Source organism: Shewanella baltica, from assembly GCF_900456975.1.
GTDB lineage: Bacteria > Pseudomonadota > Gammaproteobacteria > Enterobacterales > Shewanellaceae > Shewanella > Shewanella baltica.
Genome location: NZ_UGYM01000002.1, coordinates 3,986,105 through 4,003,751, shown reverse-complemented (window position 1 = coordinate 4,003,751; position 17,647 = coordinate 3,986,105). Strand labels below are relative to the sequence as shown.

General features: G+C 44.4%; 27 protein-coding genes. 17 read left to right on the top strand and 10 right to left on the bottom strand.

What is annotated here, in order from left to right; all coding sequences use genetic code 11:
- The first annotated feature begins 66 nt into the window (after positions 1-66).
- From DYH48_RS17920 to DYH48_RS23750, 8 genes are all read left to right on the top strand, one after another.
- On the top strand, positions 67-741 hold the full coding sequence (locus DYH48_RS17920) for a Fe2+-dependent dioxygenase (RefSeq protein ID WP_115335530.1): 675 nt from the start codon (positions 67-69) through the stop codon (positions 739-741).
- 437 nt (positions 742-1,178) lie between these two features.
- Positions 1,179-1,664, top strand: coding sequence for a hypothetical protein (locus DYH48_RS17915; RefSeq protein ID WP_115335529.1), 486 nt, complete (start codon positions 1,179-1,181; stop codon positions 1,662-1,664).
- Positions 1,665-1,829: 165 nt separating this feature from the next.
- Positions 1,830-2,198: a PM1101 family membrane protein gene (locus DYH48_RS17910; RefSeq protein WP_115335528.1), complete on the top strand. Its 369-nt coding sequence runs from the start codon at positions 1,830-1,832 to the stop codon at positions 2,196-2,198.
- Positions 2,199-2,386: 188 nt separating this feature from the next.
- On the top strand, positions 2,387-2,656 hold the full coding sequence (locus DYH48_RS17905) for a type II toxin-antitoxin system TacA family antitoxin (protein ID WP_012586779.1): 270 nt from the start codon (positions 2,387-2,389) through the stop codon (positions 2,654-2,656).
- Positions 2,653-3,183, top strand: a complete 531-nt coding sequence (locus DYH48_RS17900) for a GNAT family N-acetyltransferase (protein ID WP_011847801.1) — start codon at positions 2,653-2,655, stop codon at positions 3,181-3,183. The genes DYH48_RS17905 and DYH48_RS17900 overlap by 4 nt, the downstream gene beginning before the upstream one ends.
- A 325-nt stretch (positions 3,184-3,508) precedes the next feature.
- Positions 3,509-4,318: a hypothetical protein gene (locus DYH48_RS17895; RefSeq protein WP_115335527.1), complete on the top strand. Its 810-nt coding sequence runs from the start codon at positions 3,509-3,511 to the stop codon at positions 4,316-4,318.
- On the top strand, positions 4,308-4,697 hold the full coding sequence (locus DYH48_RS17890; RefSeq protein ID WP_115335526.1) for a HEPN domain-containing protein: 390 nt from the start codon (positions 4,308-4,310) through the stop codon (positions 4,695-4,697). Before DYH48_RS17895 ends, DYH48_RS17890 begins: the two co-directional genes overlap by 11 nt.
- 80 nt (positions 4,698-4,777) lie before the next feature.
- A complete protein-coding gene (locus DYH48_RS23750; protein WP_172481212.1) occupies positions 4,778-4,951 on the top strand; it encodes a hypothetical protein in 174 nt (57 codons plus the stop codon).
- 65 nt (positions 4,952-5,016) lie between these two features.
- Here DYH48_RS23750 and DYH48_RS17885 read toward each other — a convergent pair whose 3' ends face one another.
- From DYH48_RS17885 to DYH48_RS17845, 9 genes are read right to left on the bottom strand one after another with little or no spacing between them, the layout of a single operon-like run.
- Positions 5,017-5,310, bottom strand: a complete 294-nt coding sequence (locus DYH48_RS17885; RefSeq protein ID WP_012196656.1) for a hypothetical protein — start codon at positions 5,308-5,310, stop codon at positions 5,017-5,019.
- On the bottom strand, positions 5,307-5,627 hold the full coding sequence (locus DYH48_RS17880) for a hypothetical protein (protein WP_115335525.1): 321 nt from the start codon (positions 5,625-5,627) through the stop codon (positions 5,307-5,309). Before DYH48_RS17880 ends, DYH48_RS17885 begins: the two co-directional genes overlap by 4 nt.
- A gap of 8 nt (positions 5,628-5,635) precedes the next feature.
- Positions 5,636-7,186, bottom strand: a complete 1,551-nt coding sequence (locus DYH48_RS17875) for a DNA cytosine methyltransferase (protein ID WP_115335524.1) — start codon at positions 7,184-7,186, stop codon at positions 5,636-5,638.
- Positions 7,174-7,413 carry a hypothetical protein gene (locus DYH48_RS17870; RefSeq protein WP_115335523.1) on the bottom strand — a complete coding sequence of 80 codons (240 nt, stop codon included), beginning with the start codon at positions 7,411-7,413 and terminating at the stop codon, positions 7,174-7,176. The genes DYH48_RS17875 and DYH48_RS17870 overlap by 13 nt, the downstream gene beginning before the upstream one ends.
- Positions 7,410-7,688 carry a hypothetical protein gene (locus DYH48_RS17865; protein WP_115334406.1) on the bottom strand — a complete coding sequence of 93 codons (279 nt, stop codon included), beginning with the start codon at positions 7,686-7,688 and terminating at the stop codon, positions 7,410-7,412. The genes DYH48_RS17870 and DYH48_RS17865 overlap by 4 nt, the downstream gene beginning before the upstream one ends.
- Positions 7,689-7,982, bottom strand: a complete 294-nt coding sequence (locus DYH48_RS17860) for a hypothetical protein (RefSeq protein ID WP_012197511.1) — start codon at positions 7,980-7,982, stop codon at positions 7,689-7,691.
- A 30-nt stretch (positions 7,983-8,012) separates the two neighbouring features.
- A complete protein-coding gene (locus DYH48_RS17855) occupies positions 8,013-8,360 on the bottom strand; it encodes a hypothetical protein (protein WP_006082041.1) in 348 nt (115 codons plus the stop codon).
- A gap of 25 nt (positions 8,361-8,385) precedes the next feature.
- Positions 8,386-8,646 (bottom strand): pyocin activator PrtN family protein, encoded by a 261-nt coding sequence (locus DYH48_RS17850; RefSeq protein ID WP_006082040.1) that lies wholly within the window; start codon positions 8,644-8,646, stop codon positions 8,386-8,388.
- Complete coding sequence (locus DYH48_RS17845; RefSeq protein WP_115335522.1) at positions 8,643-8,996, bottom strand: hypothetical protein; 354 nt, start codon at positions 8,994-8,996, stop codon at positions 8,643-8,645. Before DYH48_RS17845 ends, DYH48_RS17850 begins: the two co-directional genes overlap by 4 nt.
- 376 nt (positions 8,997-9,372) lie before the next feature.
- On the opposite strand from DYH48_RS17845, the gene DYH48_RS17840 reads away from it, so the two are divergent.
- Genes DYH48_RS17840 through DYH48_RS17830 form a run of 3 tightly spaced genes read left to right on the top strand, consistent with a single transcriptional unit; the run spans position 9,373 to position 12,283 of the window.
- On the top strand, positions 9,373-10,494 hold the full coding sequence (locus DYH48_RS17840; protein WP_115335521.1) for a DNA cytosine methyltransferase: 1,122 nt from the start codon (positions 9,373-9,375) through the stop codon (positions 10,492-10,494).
- Positions 10,495-10,496: 2 nt separating this feature from the next.
- Positions 10,497-11,576 carry a DUF262 domain-containing protein gene (locus DYH48_RS17835; RefSeq protein WP_115335520.1) on the top strand — a complete coding sequence of 360 codons (1,080 nt, stop codon included), beginning with the start codon at positions 10,497-10,499 and terminating at the stop codon, positions 11,574-11,576.
- Between the two features lie 2 nt (positions 11,577-11,578).
- Positions 11,579-12,283, top strand: a complete 705-nt coding sequence (locus tag DYH48_RS17830; RefSeq protein ID WP_115335519.1) for an MAE_28990/MAE_18760 family HEPN-like nuclease — start codon at positions 11,579-11,581, stop codon at positions 12,281-12,283.
- Between the two features lie 71 nt (positions 12,284-12,354).
- On the opposite strand, the gene DYH48_RS17825 is transcribed toward DYH48_RS17830, so the two are convergent.
- Positions 12,355-13,050: a S24 family peptidase gene (locus DYH48_RS17825; RefSeq protein ID WP_115336164.1), complete on the bottom strand. Its 696-nt coding sequence runs from the start codon at positions 13,048-13,050 to the stop codon at positions 12,355-12,357.
- A gap of 86 nt (positions 13,051-13,136) precedes the next feature.
- Here DYH48_RS17825 and DYH48_RS17820 point away from each other — a divergent pair, with 86 nt between their 5' ends.
- From DYH48_RS17820 to DYH48_RS17795, 6 genes are all read left to right on the top strand, one after another.
- Complete coding sequence (locus DYH48_RS17820) at positions 13,137-13,340, top strand: Cro/CI family transcriptional regulator (protein WP_106649455.1); 204 nt, start codon at positions 13,137-13,139, stop codon at positions 13,338-13,340.
- 31 nt (positions 13,341-13,371) lie between these two features.
- The gene (locus DYH48_RS17815; protein WP_115335518.1) at positions 13,372-13,995 is read left to right on the top strand and encodes a toxin YdaT family protein; all 624 of its coding nucleotides are present in this window, start codon (positions 13,372-13,374) and stop codon (positions 13,993-13,995) included.
- Between the two features lie 159 nt (positions 13,996-14,154).
- Positions 14,155-14,760, top strand: coding sequence for a hypothetical protein (locus tag DYH48_RS17810; protein ID WP_115335517.1), 606 nt, complete (start codon positions 14,155-14,157; stop codon positions 14,758-14,760).
- Positions 14,761-14,928: 168 nt separating this feature from the next.
- Positions 14,929-15,678: a helix-turn-helix domain-containing protein gene (locus DYH48_RS17805; protein ID WP_115335516.1), complete on the top strand. Its 750-nt coding sequence runs from the start codon at positions 14,929-14,931 to the stop codon at positions 15,676-15,678.
- Positions 15,675-16,358 carry a replication protein P gene (locus DYH48_RS17800; RefSeq protein WP_115335515.1) on the top strand — a complete coding sequence of 228 codons (684 nt, stop codon included), beginning with the start codon at positions 15,675-15,677 and terminating at the stop codon, positions 16,356-16,358. Before DYH48_RS17805 ends, DYH48_RS17800 begins: the two co-directional genes overlap by 4 nt.
- Positions 16,348-17,604: a tyrosine-type recombinase/integrase gene (locus DYH48_RS17795; protein WP_115335514.1), complete on the top strand. Its 1,257-nt coding sequence runs from the start codon at positions 16,348-16,350 to the stop codon at positions 17,602-17,604. Before DYH48_RS17800 ends, DYH48_RS17795 begins: the two co-directional genes overlap by 11 nt.
- The last annotated feature ends 43 nt before the right edge of the window (positions 17,605-17,647 follow it).

Below are 17,647 nucleotides of genomic sequence, written 5' to 3'. Positions count from 1 at the left end.
GGCTGCCTTTTATGTTTTATAAACGGTATACGTCATGCCGTGTTTTTTGCCCTATGGAACCCTGAGATGCTGATTGAAATTCCTAATGTTTTCTCAAAAAAAGAAATGAGTCAACTGCGCGACCAGTTAGATGCGCGTTGCTGGATAGACGGTAATCAAACCTCCGGCGCGATGGCGACAACTCGTAAGCGCAATCAGCAATTAGATAAGGACGACCCAGTAGCCGTCGCGCTAGGTCAGCAGATTATGGACAGGCTGTTGGCACACCCGCAATTTGTATCTGCCGCATTACCATTACAGTTTTATCCGCCTTTGTTTAATCGATATCAAGGCGGTGAAACCTTTGGGTATCACATAGATAATGCTATCCGCTCGACTCCTGATGGGATGATCCGTACCGATTTGTCAGCGACTTTATTTCTCAGTGAACCAGAAAACTATCAGGGCGGAGAATTAGTTATCCAAGATACCTACGGCCAACAAAGCATAAAATTATCAGCGGGTTCATTAGTGCTGTATCCATCGAGCAGCTTGCATCAGGTCACGCCAGTCCTGTCGGGCGAGCGTACCGCCGCCTTTATGTGGCTGCAAAGTATGGTTCGTGATGAAGGTCAGCGCCGCTTACTATTTCAACTTGATCAATCGATTCAAACACTCACAGCTCAGCAGGCTGCAGAACAAGAGTTATTTAATCTGACGGGGATTTACCATAACTTGCTCAGGCGTTGGAGCGAGCTATAGTTTTGGCTCAGAGACAGGCTTCAATACCAGCTTAATCTCCCCAAAGCGGGCTGTTTAGGATATAATCGCGCTAGCTCTGAGGGGCAATAAAACAGTAAACGTTAACTCGTTTACTGTTTTTCCATTTTTAAGCTTAAGGTTTATTGGTAATCTGCGGCTTAAATTAAGGTTCTTTATCCTTCTAAGCGATAACTTACTGGCAAATTTTAATTACTTGAGTCGATAGTAACGTGTTGAAAAATAATCTTAATGATGGCCTACCGCTCGACCGCACCTTTTCCATTGCGCCCATGCTGGATAGGTAAGATTTTAATTTAACCATTTGATTTATATAAGGTGGTTTAAAGTGTGGTTCACTATAGGATCACCGATTTTAAAAAGTTGTTTCATGGTTCCCCGCTGGTGATATGATTGCTCAATAAACATTGAGGTGATCTATGGATAGAAAATCTTTAATAATACTCGCGCTGGTGTTAACGGTCGGTCCTACTTTTTCGGCTAATGCTGAAGTCTATAAATGTGCTGATGGAAAGTATCAAGCCGATCCCTGTGATGAAAACAGTCAGCCAGTTGATTTAAGTGGCGTCGGTAGCTTTATTAAAAGCAGTGACAGCATTTCTCAATCAAGCGTGGGTTCAAACGCTACCTCTGATAAGAAAAAAGAAATCAGTACTTATATCGAGAAACAACGTATTGCCCGAGAGATCACTCGGCTTGAGGGTGATCGTAAGCGGGTGATTGCGGCGCGTGACCAGCGCTTACGTAATCTGCGTGAAAGTCGGCGGTATGCGAATAACAACCTAGCCGGTGCAACCTGGCAACAAAGCTTAGCGCAAGAACAGGTGGCCGCAGCTCAAGAGGCCGACACACTGGTTTCATCTATCGATCGGCAAATAGAACAGCTTAAAGACGAGTTAAAATAGTGCTGGCTCGTTTTAATGTCGTATGTCAGCCATATGACTTTGGTTGTCCTAAATCAAACTGTTATACATCTACAGCTTGATATAATATATTTGGAATTATTTAGCCAACAATTTATTGCCGTTTAGCAAGGCGTTAGCCAAATTAACATGGATAAGGAGTAAGACTTGGTTACAGTAAAGTCAAAACAATCATTCAAGGGCGCTATTCTCTCTGGTGAAGATGAAATAAAAGTTGATGATCCAGAACTAGCTAAGTGGATTATCGCCATACATGCGATCAAACAGTTGGCATGGTGTGCAGCTATAGTTGTAGTCGCAGCTGGGCTATACACTTTGATTGGAACTGGTGGTGTGGGAGCCCCGATTACAGCGGGGTTAACAGCATCTGCGGCTGGTATTGTTGGTCTTAGCGGTGCAACAGCAATGGTTAGTTTAGGTGTTACCATGGGAGGTATCACTGGCTTAAAAATGCTTCGTAATGACTATAAGATAACGGACAAAACTTCAAGTACAGTAACTCTGAAAAAAAAGTGACTTTTGGCTAACATATTGTTTAAGTTGGTATTCGGTCGCGTCGGTACTGTATTGTTCATACCTTAACAAACATTACCCCCACAAATCTAAAAATCGCATCCGTACTGTGTCCGTACAAGTTGCGCTGTGGTTGTTTAAACTTTATACTCCAATCCATTACGGATTAACTCCGTACGATAGGAGGTTTTATGGCGACTGCAAGACTTGATATCCGTTTGGATGAAGAGATCAAAGCTAAGGCTGAGAAAGCATCAGCTTTGCTTGGTTTAAAAAGCTTAACTGAATACGTTGTTCGCTTAATGGACGAAGATTCAACTCAGGTGATTGCTGAGCATGAAAGCATTACTGTTAAAGCTGATGTATTCGACCAATTCATAATGGCTTGTGATGAGGCTAAGGCCCCGAACAAGGCATTACGTGAAGCGGCTGCATTTACTAAACGTGGTGAGTTTAAGTGAGTTATTCCAAGACTTTCAAAGAATTGGATAAATCACAACACGATAGAGCATCATTTGACTGTGGCGAAGCAGAGTTAAACGATTTTATCCAAACTCAAGCAGCGAAACACATGCAAGCAGGTATTAGCCGTACAATGGTTTTACCTGCTGTTACGCCATTACCCAATCAAAAATATCCAATTTGCTCTTTCTATACTATCGCACCAAGTTCAATTTGCCGTGATACCTTGCCGCAAGCCATGGGTAAAAAGTTACCACGCTACCCCATTCCGGTCTTTCTGCTTGCTCAACTTGCTGTCCATAAAGAGTTTCATGGCAGTGGGTTAGGTAAAGCTAGTTTAATCAAAGCGCTAGAATACCTTTGGGAAATAAACGCTCACATGCGAGCTTATGCCATTGTGGTTGATTGTTTAACTGGCCAAGCTGAATCATTTTACGCTAAGTATGGTTTCGAGGTTCTTTGTGAAATCAACGGTCGTGTAAGAATGTTTATTCCAATGAAAACAGTCGGTCAGTTGTTTACTTAGATGCTTCATGCAGTCTTCTTGCTCTTCGGTGCGAGGAGCAGCACTTACGTAATCGGCGTGAAAGTCGCCGGTAAGCAAATAACAACTTAGCTGATGCAACTTGCCAGGGGACTTAAGAGTAGATGCAAGTTCTAGTGTGAACAAAACTTAGCATTTGCCAAGTTATTAATTTTGAACTATAAAAACTTATAAATGTTAGTATTCACTTTTCAAACTTGCAGTTTAATTGCACAAATTATGTAGATAAGTAATAATTCAACGCCCAGAGCAAATGCTGAAAATCTTCTGAACAGCTTAAATTTTAACGTGAGTAGGGAGTTTTTGATTGACTCAACCAGTTTCTAAAGCGTCAGGTTACTTTGACTTATTATGTAACTACATAACAAATAAACAAAAATTTAATGACCTCGAGTTCAGACGTTTTCTATTTGATGTTGAGAAGGTAGATTCTTTCGTCTCAAAAAATGAGTTAACAGGTTTTGCACACGCTATTCAAGGTAACAAAGAAGAAGCTCTTTCATGCTATAAGAATGCATTAGCTAGTAGTTTTGCTGGATTTAGTACGAAGAAAAATTATTACTCATTACTTCAGTTCTTTGGGTTATATAGAGAAGCAAATGAGTATGGAAACACCATTTCTGTTAACTGTGGTGATTATGAGTTTCTCAATATTATTTTCTTGGAAAATATCCTTACTCTCGATGTAGAAGTTGCTGAGAGAACTTTTGATCAACTATCTCGAATGAAGAAGTTAGATCAAAAAGCTGTCACCGTAGAGGCTACGAAAGAAATGGATTTGATGAAGACTGTTTGCGAGCATTTTATTGATAAAGCTCAGCTTTTGATGCTTAGTGAAGCCGCTTTAGAGGCTGCGGAAGAGCATGGTTGTAAACTTATTGGGAATAAAATTAGCCATAATAAGGAGAGCAATCACTTATCAGTTAGCTATATTCTTGATTGTGAAGAATATTCATCTGATGAGGCTTTTGATGTCAATATGTCGTTAATTGACAATTTAATCAGTAAGAATTTGGATAGGTTACCAGCTGTAGTCCAATTTGTTAGGCTAAGTAAGTCTCAAATATTTGGAAAGGACTTAGTTTTGAAAGCAGAGGAGGAAACTGATGCCAGTTAGTCGTGAGTGTTTTTTAACATCTGCACAAGATTCCATGGCAACAGGCTCTGAAATTGGTTATAGGAATTGCATTAGTAGATCCTATTATTCAATGTATCACTCTGTTTTAGCTATTCTGGAAAACGAAATTCCACATTATTCTGATGGCGGAGTCCACGCGAGTCTTTTAAAATATTTAGAATTTTCTGGTAGTTGCGAACCACACTGTTCACGGCAACTAAGGGCTCTCTCGTATATTTTAAAATCTGCCAGAGACATGCGATGTAAAGCCGATTATGACATCGAATCGGACCAAATATCTAAGCCTAGTGCTGAAGATGCGATTACACGAGCTAATCGTGTAATTGCAATGTGTGATACTTTAAAAGCTGCAGCTTAAAGACATGCTTCACGCATCATGATATTTCTTACATTTGCATTAGTATTTTTTTTCGTAATGTCGTTGTGAGGAGTATGGCTATGAAACAAAGCGAAGCCTTTGCTTTGAAAGCAACATTATCTGTCGATAAAGTCTATGGCCGTTTAGGTTTAGCTTTAAAAGGCTTATCGAAAGCTGCGCCTAAGTATTTAGATGATGCGAACAGATTCAAAGGTCCTGAGATACATGGACGTCGCAAAGCAAAAGCTGCGTAATCGCAGTAGTTAAAATTAAGGCACCGTTTAGGTGCCTTTTGTATTTATGGGGTTCAGAGATTCTCTCACATCACTAGATAATGGGGGTTATTGATATCCGACTCGGTGACCGCCCACTGAAGCCATTTCTCTTGGACCTCCTTGATTACTTTCCTACCTTTTAAATTGACCTCTACTACATTGCACTCAAACATATCAAAACCGTTAATCTGATATTTATTCATCAATTCAGCATTGATCGATGGTTTTGAGTAAGGCCCTTTGGTGCTTCGAACAATAAGGAAAAATCCCATTTTAATTGGTAGTAACACTGTCAGTTTATGAGTCGCGGCCATAGATAGCGCTTGTGGTAACTTCATGCCGCTTCCTTGCCCTTAGGTGCGAAGAACAGCGCGACGGGGCCATCTTCGGTGTCGTGGATACTCAGCAAGAATGAGCCGGCCTTGTCGCAAACGGGGTTCCAATCGCTGATATCGTTATCGCCCTCGTCAAAGTAGCGCTCGATCTGATCTTCAGGCGCATCGAGTTCAAACCAAATCGCCACAAACTCGCCGCCTTGGCGTGCCGCCCATGCTTCACACTCTGCGCGGGTCACACCTTCATCCCACTCGGGCAAATCGGGATGGGTCCAATAACCTTCTTCACGTTCTACAGTTGCTGCTTGTATCGGGTTCATAAAAACTCCTATGCCGCTTCGGCGGTGTGTATGCAAAGCTCTGGGAGATTTGCGCGGGTAAGTGCTTCGGCAAACGGGGGCGGAACGCTGTTGCCCACTCGGGCGACTTGCTGCTTTTTAGTCGATTTGCCGTTGTAGTTACTGATAATGTATTCAGGGTTAAAACCTTGGCAGGCGAACAGCTCATGGGGTTCGAGCATACGCATACCGATATCGATGATTTGATAGGGCTCACCCTTGATCATCACTAGGCCAAAGCGGTCATTGGTGGTGATGGTGTGCAATGGTTCGTTACATGCCACGCCGTCTTGCTCGTTGCCGTAGTATTTGATGAAGAACGCGCGCACTTCGCCGAGGTGTAAGCCGCCAGCGGTGATCGTGTGTGCGGGCTCGTCCATTGCAAAGCCGAGGTTAGTACCACGCAATTTAATCATGTGGCTGGTGATCAGCGCGTTGTGATCAACCGTTGTCACAGTCGGTAAGGGATTTTTTAGATCGTCACCTGGTCCCGAGTAATTGCCGCCGTAATGCTTGCAGATATTGGCTGCCGCTAGTACCGGTTGCACCACCGCAAAGTGACCGCCTTTTACCTCGGCGCATATCGTGCGCAAGGGTTCATCAACGGGCATATTGCGCTGATTACTGGCATTCGCGTGCTCAGTAATAAAAGGGGCTAACGTGACATTTTGCGGAACGATAAACGGCTCCTTGGCATCAAACACAAACTTTTGAATCCCTTTAGCAATGCGCTTCATGGTGTTTTCTGCCAACGGCTTTTTACGGCCGAAGATGGATTTGCAGGGCAGTGACCAGTCGATGCATTCAGCAGCCGTTCGCCAAGGTTGCAGCTTGCCCGATTTAACCGCTTCGCTATTGGGTGCGCCGTGGGTCGGCTCAGGCCAAACGATGGGCTGGCCATCACAACGGGCGATCATAAATAGGCGTTTGCGAATGGTCGGGGCGCCGAAGTCACAGGCACGTAGTTCGCGCCACTCCACCTTATAACCCAGCCCTTTCATCAGTTTAGCTGTATCGAGTAAGCCTAATGTTTCGACGCACTCAGCAAGTGCGGGGTGATCTGCATCTATGCCAGTGCTCAACATACTGACAAAGGCGTTAAAGGTTTCGCCTTTGCGCTCAGGGCAGGGGCGCATCGCCTCCGTGACTGGGCATTCGATAACTGGCCCCCACGTTTTAAATTCTTCAACATTCTCAAGCATCAACACGCGCGGCCGAACCATCATCGCCCAGCGAACCGTCACCCAAGCTAAGCCGCGGATCTCTTTACTCACGGGCTTGCTGCCTTTGGCTTTGCTGAAATGTTTACAGTCGGGTGAGAACCAAGCTAAATCAACCGGCTTACCTGCCGTCGCTTGCACGGGATCGATATCAAATACCGACTCGCAATAGTGCAACGTCTCTGGGTGATTTGCTGAATGCATCGCAATGGCGTCAGGGTCGTGGTTAATAGCGATATCCACACTGCGACCAATCGCCCACGCTATGCCCGTACTTGCACCGCCACCACCTGCAAAATTATCAACGATTAAGCCTCGCATGCTGCTTCTCCTTTTATCCTGAGTTTTGATTCTGCGTTGAGTGCGAATACTTCGGCGTCGGCTTGGCCGAAGTCGCTGCACTCGATGGCGTTAAAAGACTTACAAATGCCCCAGCCTTGATAGTTGTTTGGCGTGTACTTCACTTCGATTTGTTGCTGATCGCACATCAAGGTGGAGTAGGGCTTAGATAACGTGACCACGCCCGCTTTAGTGCTGAACTTATTCATGCCGCCTCCTTATTTTGGTTGTCGCTTGCTTGGCTGACAGGTTGGTGGCAGGGCAGACGCATTGGGTGATATCGGTACGAATACACTATGGTGCGGCTAATGCCCTTGGCTAAGTTGGTTAAACCGTTGCCCAATGCTTGCCAGTACAGACAATCTAACGCGCCGAGTGCTAGCGCGATTTTGATGCTGTCGCCCGTTTTGGCCTTGAGTAACAGGCTTAACTTATGGCTGCGGTAATGATTTAACAGATGGCGAAACGCCGCTGATTGAGTCATTTAGGCTACCTGCTTCGGTTGCAAAGGGTTTGATTGCAAAGGTTTTGATTGCAGCTTGGCCCAGTCGATGGCTTTAATGGCCTCGACCGTGGCGGCGATTTGTTCTAACTTCTTTTGCCCGCGCATAAAGTTTGATAGCTCAATACCGTGGCGAGCCGCCGCGCGTTCGGCGGGCAGGGCGCTGGTGTAATGCAGCGTTAACGCGGCAATCACCTCGGGCGAACTAATGCGGGTGAGCGATAGCAATAACGCAACACGCTCTTGTGATTCAAAGCCTGGGAGTAAATGGTTCATACGCTATTCCTTCCTTTTGAATCAGCAGGGCTAAGCTGCGGCTTCGCCGTTAAACACCACCAGATTGATGATGGGTTTCTTGGTTTTTGGGTTCACCTTGTCCGACAGCTTGTGATAGCGAATATGCACATCGCGGTGGGCTTCTTGGGTCATGGCTAAAACGATATATTGCTGGCACAGCGCGGGCGTCGATAACGAATGCGACAGGCGTTGTGGCTTCATGGTTTCAAACAAGTGCTGCGCCATATCATCCAACTTAGCTTGGTACTCATCGGGGCTCAGTTGACGGCGGTTAGGGTGCGCGCCTACTGAGGTGCTGCACTTTTTGGCCGCTTGATTTTTCGCTAAGGTCATGGACACGCCGTAAACAAAAAACATAGATACCTCCCCACTGAGCCGCTGATTACGCTAAGTTGATTTGATCTTGTTTGGCGGCGTCGCGTTGCTTGTCGAGGTATTCGGCAAGGTCGGTGACATTGACCATCCAAGGCGCTTTGTTGCTGTTACTGGTGCGAAAGGCGGCTAAGGGCAAGCGGCCGGCTTTGGCATAGTTGGCCGCGGTACGCGGTTCGAGGCCAAAATACTCTTTGCTGATTTGATCCAGTGGCACTATCACTTTGTTGAACTGGGCCATAAGCAAAAACGCGGTGTTGATGCCTTTCATGTTGGTTGCTCCGCTTGGGTGAGTTGCAGCGGATGCACGTTAGTGGCCGCCTGCTCGTTACGCCACACCATCACCTTGCCGTACAAGCCTTGTTGGGGCTCAGTGAAGCGCAGGCAGAAATTGAGCCCGAGTTCGCCCGTGTGGCGGATGAACTGGCGGTAAAACGCAGGGCTTGGGTGGTGATAGGCAAAATGCTTGACCAGTTCGGCGCAACGGGCTTGCGCCCGTGGGCAATCCATCGGGTCTGTGTGGCCCTTGGCCAGCGCCATCAAGCAGGCAAAACGTATTGCAACCAGTAGACGAAACTCATCGCGTTGCTTAGGTGTGGTGTGAACTTTCGCTAGAATCATTTCCTTGTCCTCGGTAGTGGGTACAAGGTAAAAGATAAGATAACTTATCTTTGTCGTCAATTGGAAAGTTAACTTATTTTTGAGTGTTTTTGTTTTGGTGATTTTTTGAACGAGTACTGAAGTGGGCTAAAATATTGAAATCAGATGAATTCATAATGGCTTAAACCATAATTAGCTCACTATTAGTTATGAATTGAGGTTCAAAGACCTGCACTTTTATCAGTTCACTTTAATTTTAATAAAAACTAAAACTTACATTGTTAGTGTTACTTATTTTCTTCCTTAATGTAGAGTAAAATACGCCAAATACAGAGTTAAATTAGTAAGTGTTGGATAATACTATCCGCAATATTTGTACATGTAGAGAAAGAGTGAAATGAATAGTAATGTCTGTGACAATCAATGGCTTAGGTGTTTTGAGCCTCCGAATTATAATCAATTCGTACATTCAATCAACATCGTAGATCTATTCGCGGGTTGTGGTGGGTTAACCCTTGGTGCTTTGGAAGCAGCGAAAAAACACGGATTGTCAAGCAACATCAAACTTGCAGTAGAGTTGAATACGCAAGCTGCAAATACCTATGAAAGCAATTTTTATAAAAGTTTGTCAGCTATTCATAAAGGTGACATTTCAGAGCTGATTTCGAATTATCCAGGTGATATTGTTTCTGCTACAGAGAGAGAGATTCAGCTAAATAATAGTAATATTGACGTACTTTTAGCTGGTCCTCCATGTCAAGGGCATTCTAGATTGAATAATCATACTAGATCTAAAGACCCTCGAAATAAATTATACTTAAAAGTAATTCGTTTTGTTGAATTGTGCAGACCGAAGTTTGTTGTTATTGAGAATGTATTAAATATTAAATACGATTCAGATAACATTTTGCAAGAAAGTGCTAACTTTCTGACGAAGTTAGGTTACACAGTTGAAAACTTAATAATTAAAACTGTTAGCTTTGGTATTGCACAAAATAGAGTTAGACATATTCAAGTCGCTTCAATAGAAAAAATTGATTTTAATCTAGATGCCTATCGTTCCAGCTCCGTCTTGTCTGATGTTATTGAAGACATTATTGATAATGGAGAAAATTCTGACTCTATATTTGATACTCCTTCCGTAACTGCGCATTCAGAACGCATTGATTACCTTTTTGATCATGAATTATATGATCTTCCAAATGAAATGCGACCTGATTGTCATAAGAATAAAAAGCATACTTATAAAACTTCCTACGGTCGCTTGAAATGGGATCAACCGTCATCAACAATCACAAGAGGTTTTAGCACCATGGGCCAAGGTCGATTTGTCCATCCATTGAGAAGACGAACTTTAACTCCTCATGAGGCCGCTCGTATCCAAGGTTTTCCTGACTTCTTTAGTTTTAAAGATTACAAAACTCGTGGCAATTTGCACTTGATGATAGCAAATGCAGTTCCTCCGAAAATTAGTGCAATGCTTGTTGATTTATATTTGTCTCAAAGTAAAAGGAATTAAATATGTTAGCTCAGTCTGATGAAAAAGTTGCAATTGAAAATCAAATAAAATTATGTATGCAGTCGTATGATTATGATACTACGGAATATCCCGTTGGTGTTATTATTGAAATGTACCAAAGAAGTTTAGATTTTCTTTTTCTAGAAGAGGAACAAAATACTGGTGATATTATTTATATACCAGATTATCAACGAGAATTTGTTTGGACCGATGAGCGTCAGTCTAAATTCATAGAATCAATGATAATAGGTGTTCCAATCCCTTATCTATTTCTAGCTGATATATCAGGTAATATGGAGGTTGTGGATGGTTCTCAACGGTTAAGAACACTGTATAGTTTCATAGTTGGAGACTTGAAACTTAAAGGACTTAAACAATTAACATTATTGAACGGTAAAAAGTTTAATGATCTACCTTTAGTTCGACAGAAAAGATTCCGTTCTAAATCAATTCGAGCAATATTATTAGGAGAGAAAACAACCTCTGAAGCAAGATATGATCTTTTTGAAAGGCTTAATACTGGTAGTGATGAGCTCAAACCAGCTGAAATTAGAAAGGGGGCTTTTGCAGGACCTTTTGCTGATTTTCTTTCTGAATGTGCAGAGGAAGAACTCTTCAAAAAACTTTGTCCAGTAAGTGTTAAAGTAGGTTTACGTCAAGAGAATACAGAAAGAGTCTTAAGATTTTTTGCTTATTCGGCAAGCGATCCAATAGTTGGCTATAGGGGAACAGTCAGTCCTTTCCTAGATACCTATATGAAGGGTATAACAAAAACTTGGAATGCTGATATCGAACGTGAGATGAAAGCTAAGTTTCTTGCTATGCTTAATTTTGTTGACCAAAACTTTCCTTATGGTTTTAGAAAATTTGAAGGAGCTAACTCAACTCCAAGAGTTAGATTCGAGGCAATATCGGTAGGTGTTGCAAATGCTATAGCTTTAAATCCAGATCTTAGCGTGAATAATGTTGAATGGATCGATTCAGATGAGTTCCATATTCAAACTCGTTCTGATGCTGCGAACAATAAATCAAAATTAGTTGGACGAATTGATTTTGTAAAAAATAAGTTGTTGGGGATTTAGAAATGGATTTAGAAATGGAGGATTTTGAGAGTAGAGTTAATGAAATTGAGCTTTATTTTCAATTTATGGAACAAATAACCGCAACTAATGCTTGTATTGGCGATCTTTACGATGTTGAATTTGAAAAAATTAAAATTGATTCAGAAGTTAAAAAGATTTTTAAGGCAAATTTATTTTTACTATTATATAACTTGATTGAATCTTCTTTTAAGAGTGCTTTGGTAAAGCTGATTCAAGATATTAATGGTTCTAATAGTAAATATGGAATGTTAATTCCTGAGATAAGGAAAATTTGGTTTCAAGATAAAACAAAGTTTTTTTCTGAAAAAACACCAAGAATTTCTGGTAAAACTGTAAATAAATTAGAGTATTATTTCCCTATTGTTGATGATATCTTCGAATTTGTTTTAAGTATTCCAGAGAAACCTGAGATATCTGGAAATTTAGATGGACAGAGTATTCGAAAGTTATTAGAAAAATATGGTATTTTGTCTGAAGAAATAAAAAGTCTAAAATCGGAAAAGTTAGTTAAAGTCAAATCCAATAGAAATGATTTAGCGCATGGTGATATTTCTTTTTCAAAATGTGGGCGAGATTTAAGTGTTCCAGAATTAAAAGAAATAAAAGATCAAGTGATTAATTATATGCGAGTAATATTAAATGAATTCAATAGAAAAATTGAGAATAAATATTATTTAATTAGTTAGTAGTAATTTAGAATTTGTTATAAGTTTTTATTTTTTCTATTGAAGTCAGCATTAGCTGAATTCAATAGATTTTAAATTAATACTGAATACCAAAACACTTTACCAATCACTTTAATGTTTTTAAGTTGTTCGTTATTGATGTGCTCGTCTGGCCACTCATCGGTGTTGTAGCTACGTAGGCGCAGGCCACCACCGGGGAGTTTGTAGAGCATTTTGACACGCATCATGCCATCGTGGTTAATGGCGTACATTTTACCGTCCACTATTTCGGTGGCTGAGGTATCTACACCGACAGTTGAACCGTGGGGTAATACTGGCTCCATGCTGTTGCCATTCACTTTGACACAGGCCGCATGATCTGTGTTTACACCTTGACGCTTAAGGCTACTTTTGGCAAAACGGAGCTTAGGGCCTTTATATTCAACACCTTCTGCAATGCCTTCACCCGCCGAGAGTTCGATATCCACGTAAAAGGGAATTTCGACTTCATCCTCACCCAGTGGACTATCGTTGTCCCATAGATCAAAGCCGCCAGCCCATTCAGCATTGGATTCAGGTTTCGCAGCGACTTGTCCATTTAGAAGCCAGCTGAGATCACATTTCAATGATTTCGCTAAAGCAAATAAATTTGCGCCCTTTGGGGCTGTCTCATCTTTTTCCCACTGAGTTACTGCAACAGCAGAAACCCCAACTAAAGCACCAAGTGCTTTTTGGGTGATACCTAATTCTTTACGCTTTTCGCGTATGCGCTGACCGAGTGTTTTCATGTAAGTGATCTTATCTTTTGTTGACATAAGTTTCCTTTCTTTCTATTGTGTAAGAAAACTTATTTATTCGGTGTGGAGATCAACCCATGACAAAAGATGATGCTGTCAAATTTTATGGTTCTCAAACCAAGCTAGCTCAGGTTTTGAACATCAAACCTTCTGCAATTAGCCAGTGGGGTGAAGACGTTCCCGAACTCCGTGCTTATCAAATTGAGCGCCTAAGCCATGGTGCACTCAAAGTTAACCCCGTCGTTGTTTTAGATAATCCTAAGCCCGCGAGTGTGGCTTAGGTTCACTTTAGGTTGAAGGAGGACAGTACACATGAAAACCCATTCACGTAAAAAAGATAGCCGTTTGAATTTGTTGATGAAAACGATTCATCGGGTGTTGGAGTTACCCAAGATGACGCGCTTTGCGTTGGCGATAGATTTTGTTGCGGCGGTTGAACGCCTTGGGCTGAGCGAGGTGTTAGCGGCGGAGGGCATTAGCTTTGCGAGCACTCAAGACGTACACAACGATGCGCGGATTAATGCCCAAAAGCTGTTCCGTTGGCTCGGCCAGTACGAGGGCCAGCATCCGCAGGTGGATCGCTTGTTTCATGTTGAGCAAGCATTGGTGGCGGCACTGCCCGAGCATTTGCGGGTGCAGTATCTCAACGATGTGTTTGGTTGCACTGGGGTGACGGTCATTGCAGACCGTATGAATGACGGCCATGTGTTGCATGTGGCCGATATGGCGGCATCGCTCACCAAAGAGAACGCCGAGGCGCAAGTGGCGGTGATCCATTTGGGTCCGGCGCCGAAGCGCGAGCAATTAGTGGCGGCGCACCGTGAGTTAAAAGAGTCGGCGGCAACCACGCAAGCGAGCATGGCGGCGTTAGAGCTGGCGTATCCGTATTTAGCGAGTCATGGCGGTAAGGCGGCGCAATACGTGGCCGAGAAGTGATTGGCATGTTGATTAGCGGTAAAGATAAGAAAGCCCGCTAGAGCTGTGGAGGCAGCGGGCTTAATACCTAAGTGAGGCAACAGCATGTTACGTAAGCATGGGCTTTGGGTCAATTGTCGGCCTTGATACCACGGCTTTAAGGCATGCAAGGGGGGCGATATGTTTGATCCTGAATGTTTAATCTGTTGTTTGGAGGGCGGCGCCGCGTGTTCGGTGCATGGCGATGTTGCGAATCGTGATGATGAACCTGTTACGCCAGCGTTTGCAGATTATATGCGGCGAGAGGATGAAGCGGTCGATTCAAAGGTCGCGTTATTGGTTGCTCAGGCTAACGTGCTGATGATGCAGGCGGCAGCCTTGAGTAAAAACACGTTACCCATGTGCCAAGTTGATTTACGGCGTGAGTTATCGACTTTTTACGGTTTTAGCACCTTGGATATTTTTAGCCGCTTGCAGGTTGGGCGCATTGTTGAGCTGTTGCGAACGCAACCCGAGTTAGAGGCGTTAGATAACGTCAGCTTAGTGGAGATCGCCAACAAAGTGGTGAGTCGGGTGATTTTAGGTGATGAAGGCACCTTGATGTTGCCGCGGGTGTGTGTGGATTGGTTTTTGGGTTACTTGCAGATGGAAGAAATGCGCGCCGAGCGTTCGATTGAGGTGACGCGTATTGACCCCGTTAATCAGGCCAAGCATATCAAGCGGCGCGATATTTATAGCCAGTTACGCACTAATTTGGCGCGGGATATTTATCACTTGGATGGCTGAGTATTGATGATGTGACAAAACATAAAGGGTTGAAGTTGAAATAAGAAAGCCCGCTGAAGTTTGGCGACTGAGCGCGGGCTTAATACCTATGTGAGGCGATTACATGTTACGTATACATGATGATTTCGTCAATTTTGTGCTGGCTGTCGCGCAGTTAGGCGGTGGTTTATGAGCATGGAATTGATGGTAAAAGCGATGAAGGCCAAGGTGGGTAATCCACTGCGTAAGCTGGTGTTGATTAAGCTGGCCGACAACGCGAACGATAATGGCGAGTGTTGGCCGAGCCATCAGCATATTGCTGACCAGTGCGAGATTGGTCATAGCACTGTGAGAAAGCATATTGCGGCCTTGGTTGATATGGGTTTTGTGACGATTAAAAATCGTAAGGGACCTAAGGGAAATTTAACCAATATTTACACGATTTCAATCTGCTACGAGGTAGCACCCCCTGTGCTAGCAGATAGCACCGAAGGGGTGCCACCAGATAGCATAGGTATGCCACCAGATAGCACACCCCCTGTGCCACCAGATAGCACCGGAATCTATCACTCTTTAGAACCTATCAATGAATCTTTAAAAGATAGTTGTCCAGCAACGAGTGCTAAGTCGGTTTTCAATGCGTTTTTTAAAGCCTATCCCGCCCATCGCAAAGGCGGGTCGGATTCGGCTGCGTGGAAAGCGTGGAAGGCCGAAAAGCTGACCGATGCCGATTGTGTGTTGGCGGTGACCTGGTTGAAGGACGCTGCGGCGCTGGATACCAGTTGGGGCTTTAGCGCGAACGGCCAGTTTGTGTTGGGTATTACCAAGTTTATCCGCGAACGCCATTGGCTAACGCCGTTGCCAAGACCGATGGCCACCGCTGTTGGGCAAGTGGATTGGCGCCATGCGGTGTATGACCCTGAGGATCCTTTGATATGACTGCCAACCAAAATGCGAGCATGAAATCACTGCAGACCTTAATCCGCCAGCCGCTGGTTGGGCAGGGGCGTGTGAGTCAACCTGAACCCACGGCAATGGACATGGCGATTGTGGACAGTGTGTTTAGCAAGTTGCGGGTGTTGTTTCCTGTGAGTGCGCCGCGGCCTGAGGACGAAGCGACCCACAAAGCCGAGTGGCTTAAAACCTTGGCGGCGCAGGGGATTGCAAGCCGCGAGCAAGTGCAAGCGGGATTAAATCGCGCCAGACGCGAGCAGGGTGATAGGCAGTTTTGGCCGACACCACGCCAGTTTGCTTTGTGGTGTCAACCTACGGCCTGTGATTTAGGGCTGCCTAAGTTAGAGGCGGCGTTTAAGGAGGCAACCCGCCATTACCATCATCCTGACAAGCATACGTGGAGCCATGATGTGGTGCGCTTAGCGGTGCGCGAGACAGGCAGTTGGATGTTTGCCACTGGGCTTGAAAAGGACGTGTTGATGACGTTTGAGCGCAATTACAAAGTGTTATGCAGACGCTTTAGCCGTGGCGAGTTGACCGATGTTGAGTTGCCAAAGGCATTACCTGAAACGGTGACGCGGCCCACTGAGGCGGCAAAGGCAAAATCGATTATTGCCAATTTACGAGCAAACCTAGGGCTTAAGGGGGCAAACGATGGCTGCTAGCGGGGTTGAGGTGGGTAAGTTGAACGATGCTGCGCTGCGCCGTTGGTTACGTAGCGGTTTGACGCGGGATTTTAGGGACCCGCAGTTTCCTGAGGTGCGTTTACGGGCAACGGCGGATAGGGCGAAGGCGAGTGTGCATTTGGTGATTAATGAGGGGGATAAGACGGTTTGGAAGAAGCAAGGCGTGTGGCCAAGTATGTGTATTAAGACGTTTTTAGCGGATTTACCTGTGATGCTGGCTAAGCGCAGTGCGGGCGCGGATGTGTTGCGCGGTGAGTTTGCGACTGTGACTGATTTGCTGTTGTGGTATGGGGATTATTTGGATGGTAATACGACGTTAAGCCCGAGCTGGCGCGATAACTGTAGGTCGATTATGCGTAAGCAGTTGTTGCCTAAGTTGGGGAATGTGGCCTTGGCTGAGTTGTCGTTTTTGGTGGTGGATAGTGCGTTGGTGAAGCTGATGCTGAATGAGGGTTATGCGCCGCATTATATTCGTTTGAGTGTGAATGTGCTTAAGCGGGCGTTGAGTTTGGCGGCGGATTTTAGGTTGTTATTGCTTAATCCTCTGATGGGGTATCGAGTGACGATGAGTTTAACCTTATCACCTAAGCCTGATACGCGGTTGATGGAGTCGGACTTAGGGCCGTTGTTTGTGGCGTTGCGGGATGCATTTATGCCGGTGGCGATGTTGTTTATGTTGATGCTGATGTTTGGGACGCGCATTGGTGAAACCCGATTGGCACGATGGGAGCATTTTGCGGGTGAGTATTGGTTTATCCCTGCGGCGAATGCGAAGAACCGCCAAGAGCACCGGCTACCGTTAACGCCTACGGCTAAGGCGTTGATCCAGCATTATTTACAGTGGCAGCTTAAAAATGTGGGTAAGCGGGCGTTTTTGTTTGCGGGTGATGTTGGCGCTATTAGCCAGCGCACTGCGCATTATTGGAGTGAGACGATTCGGTTTAAGGAGTTTACTTCGCATGATTTGCGTAAGCTTTGCCGCACGATTATCCAAGACATGGGCGTGGATACTATGGTGGGTGAGCGGTTGCTTAATCATGCCTTGCCTGTGCTTTTGCGTACCTATGTTCATTCGACTTTGGATAAGGGCATGTTGAGTGCGCTTGATGCGTATCATGCGCATTTAATTTCGCTCGGTTTTAGTGAGGTTGCGCCCGAGATAATCCCTAGATCGTCTGAGAATGTTGGGAGTACTCAAACCCTTGGTGCGAGTGGGTGGCTGTGATGATCGTTGCATCAGCCTTACAAGAGTATGCAATGGCACAAAT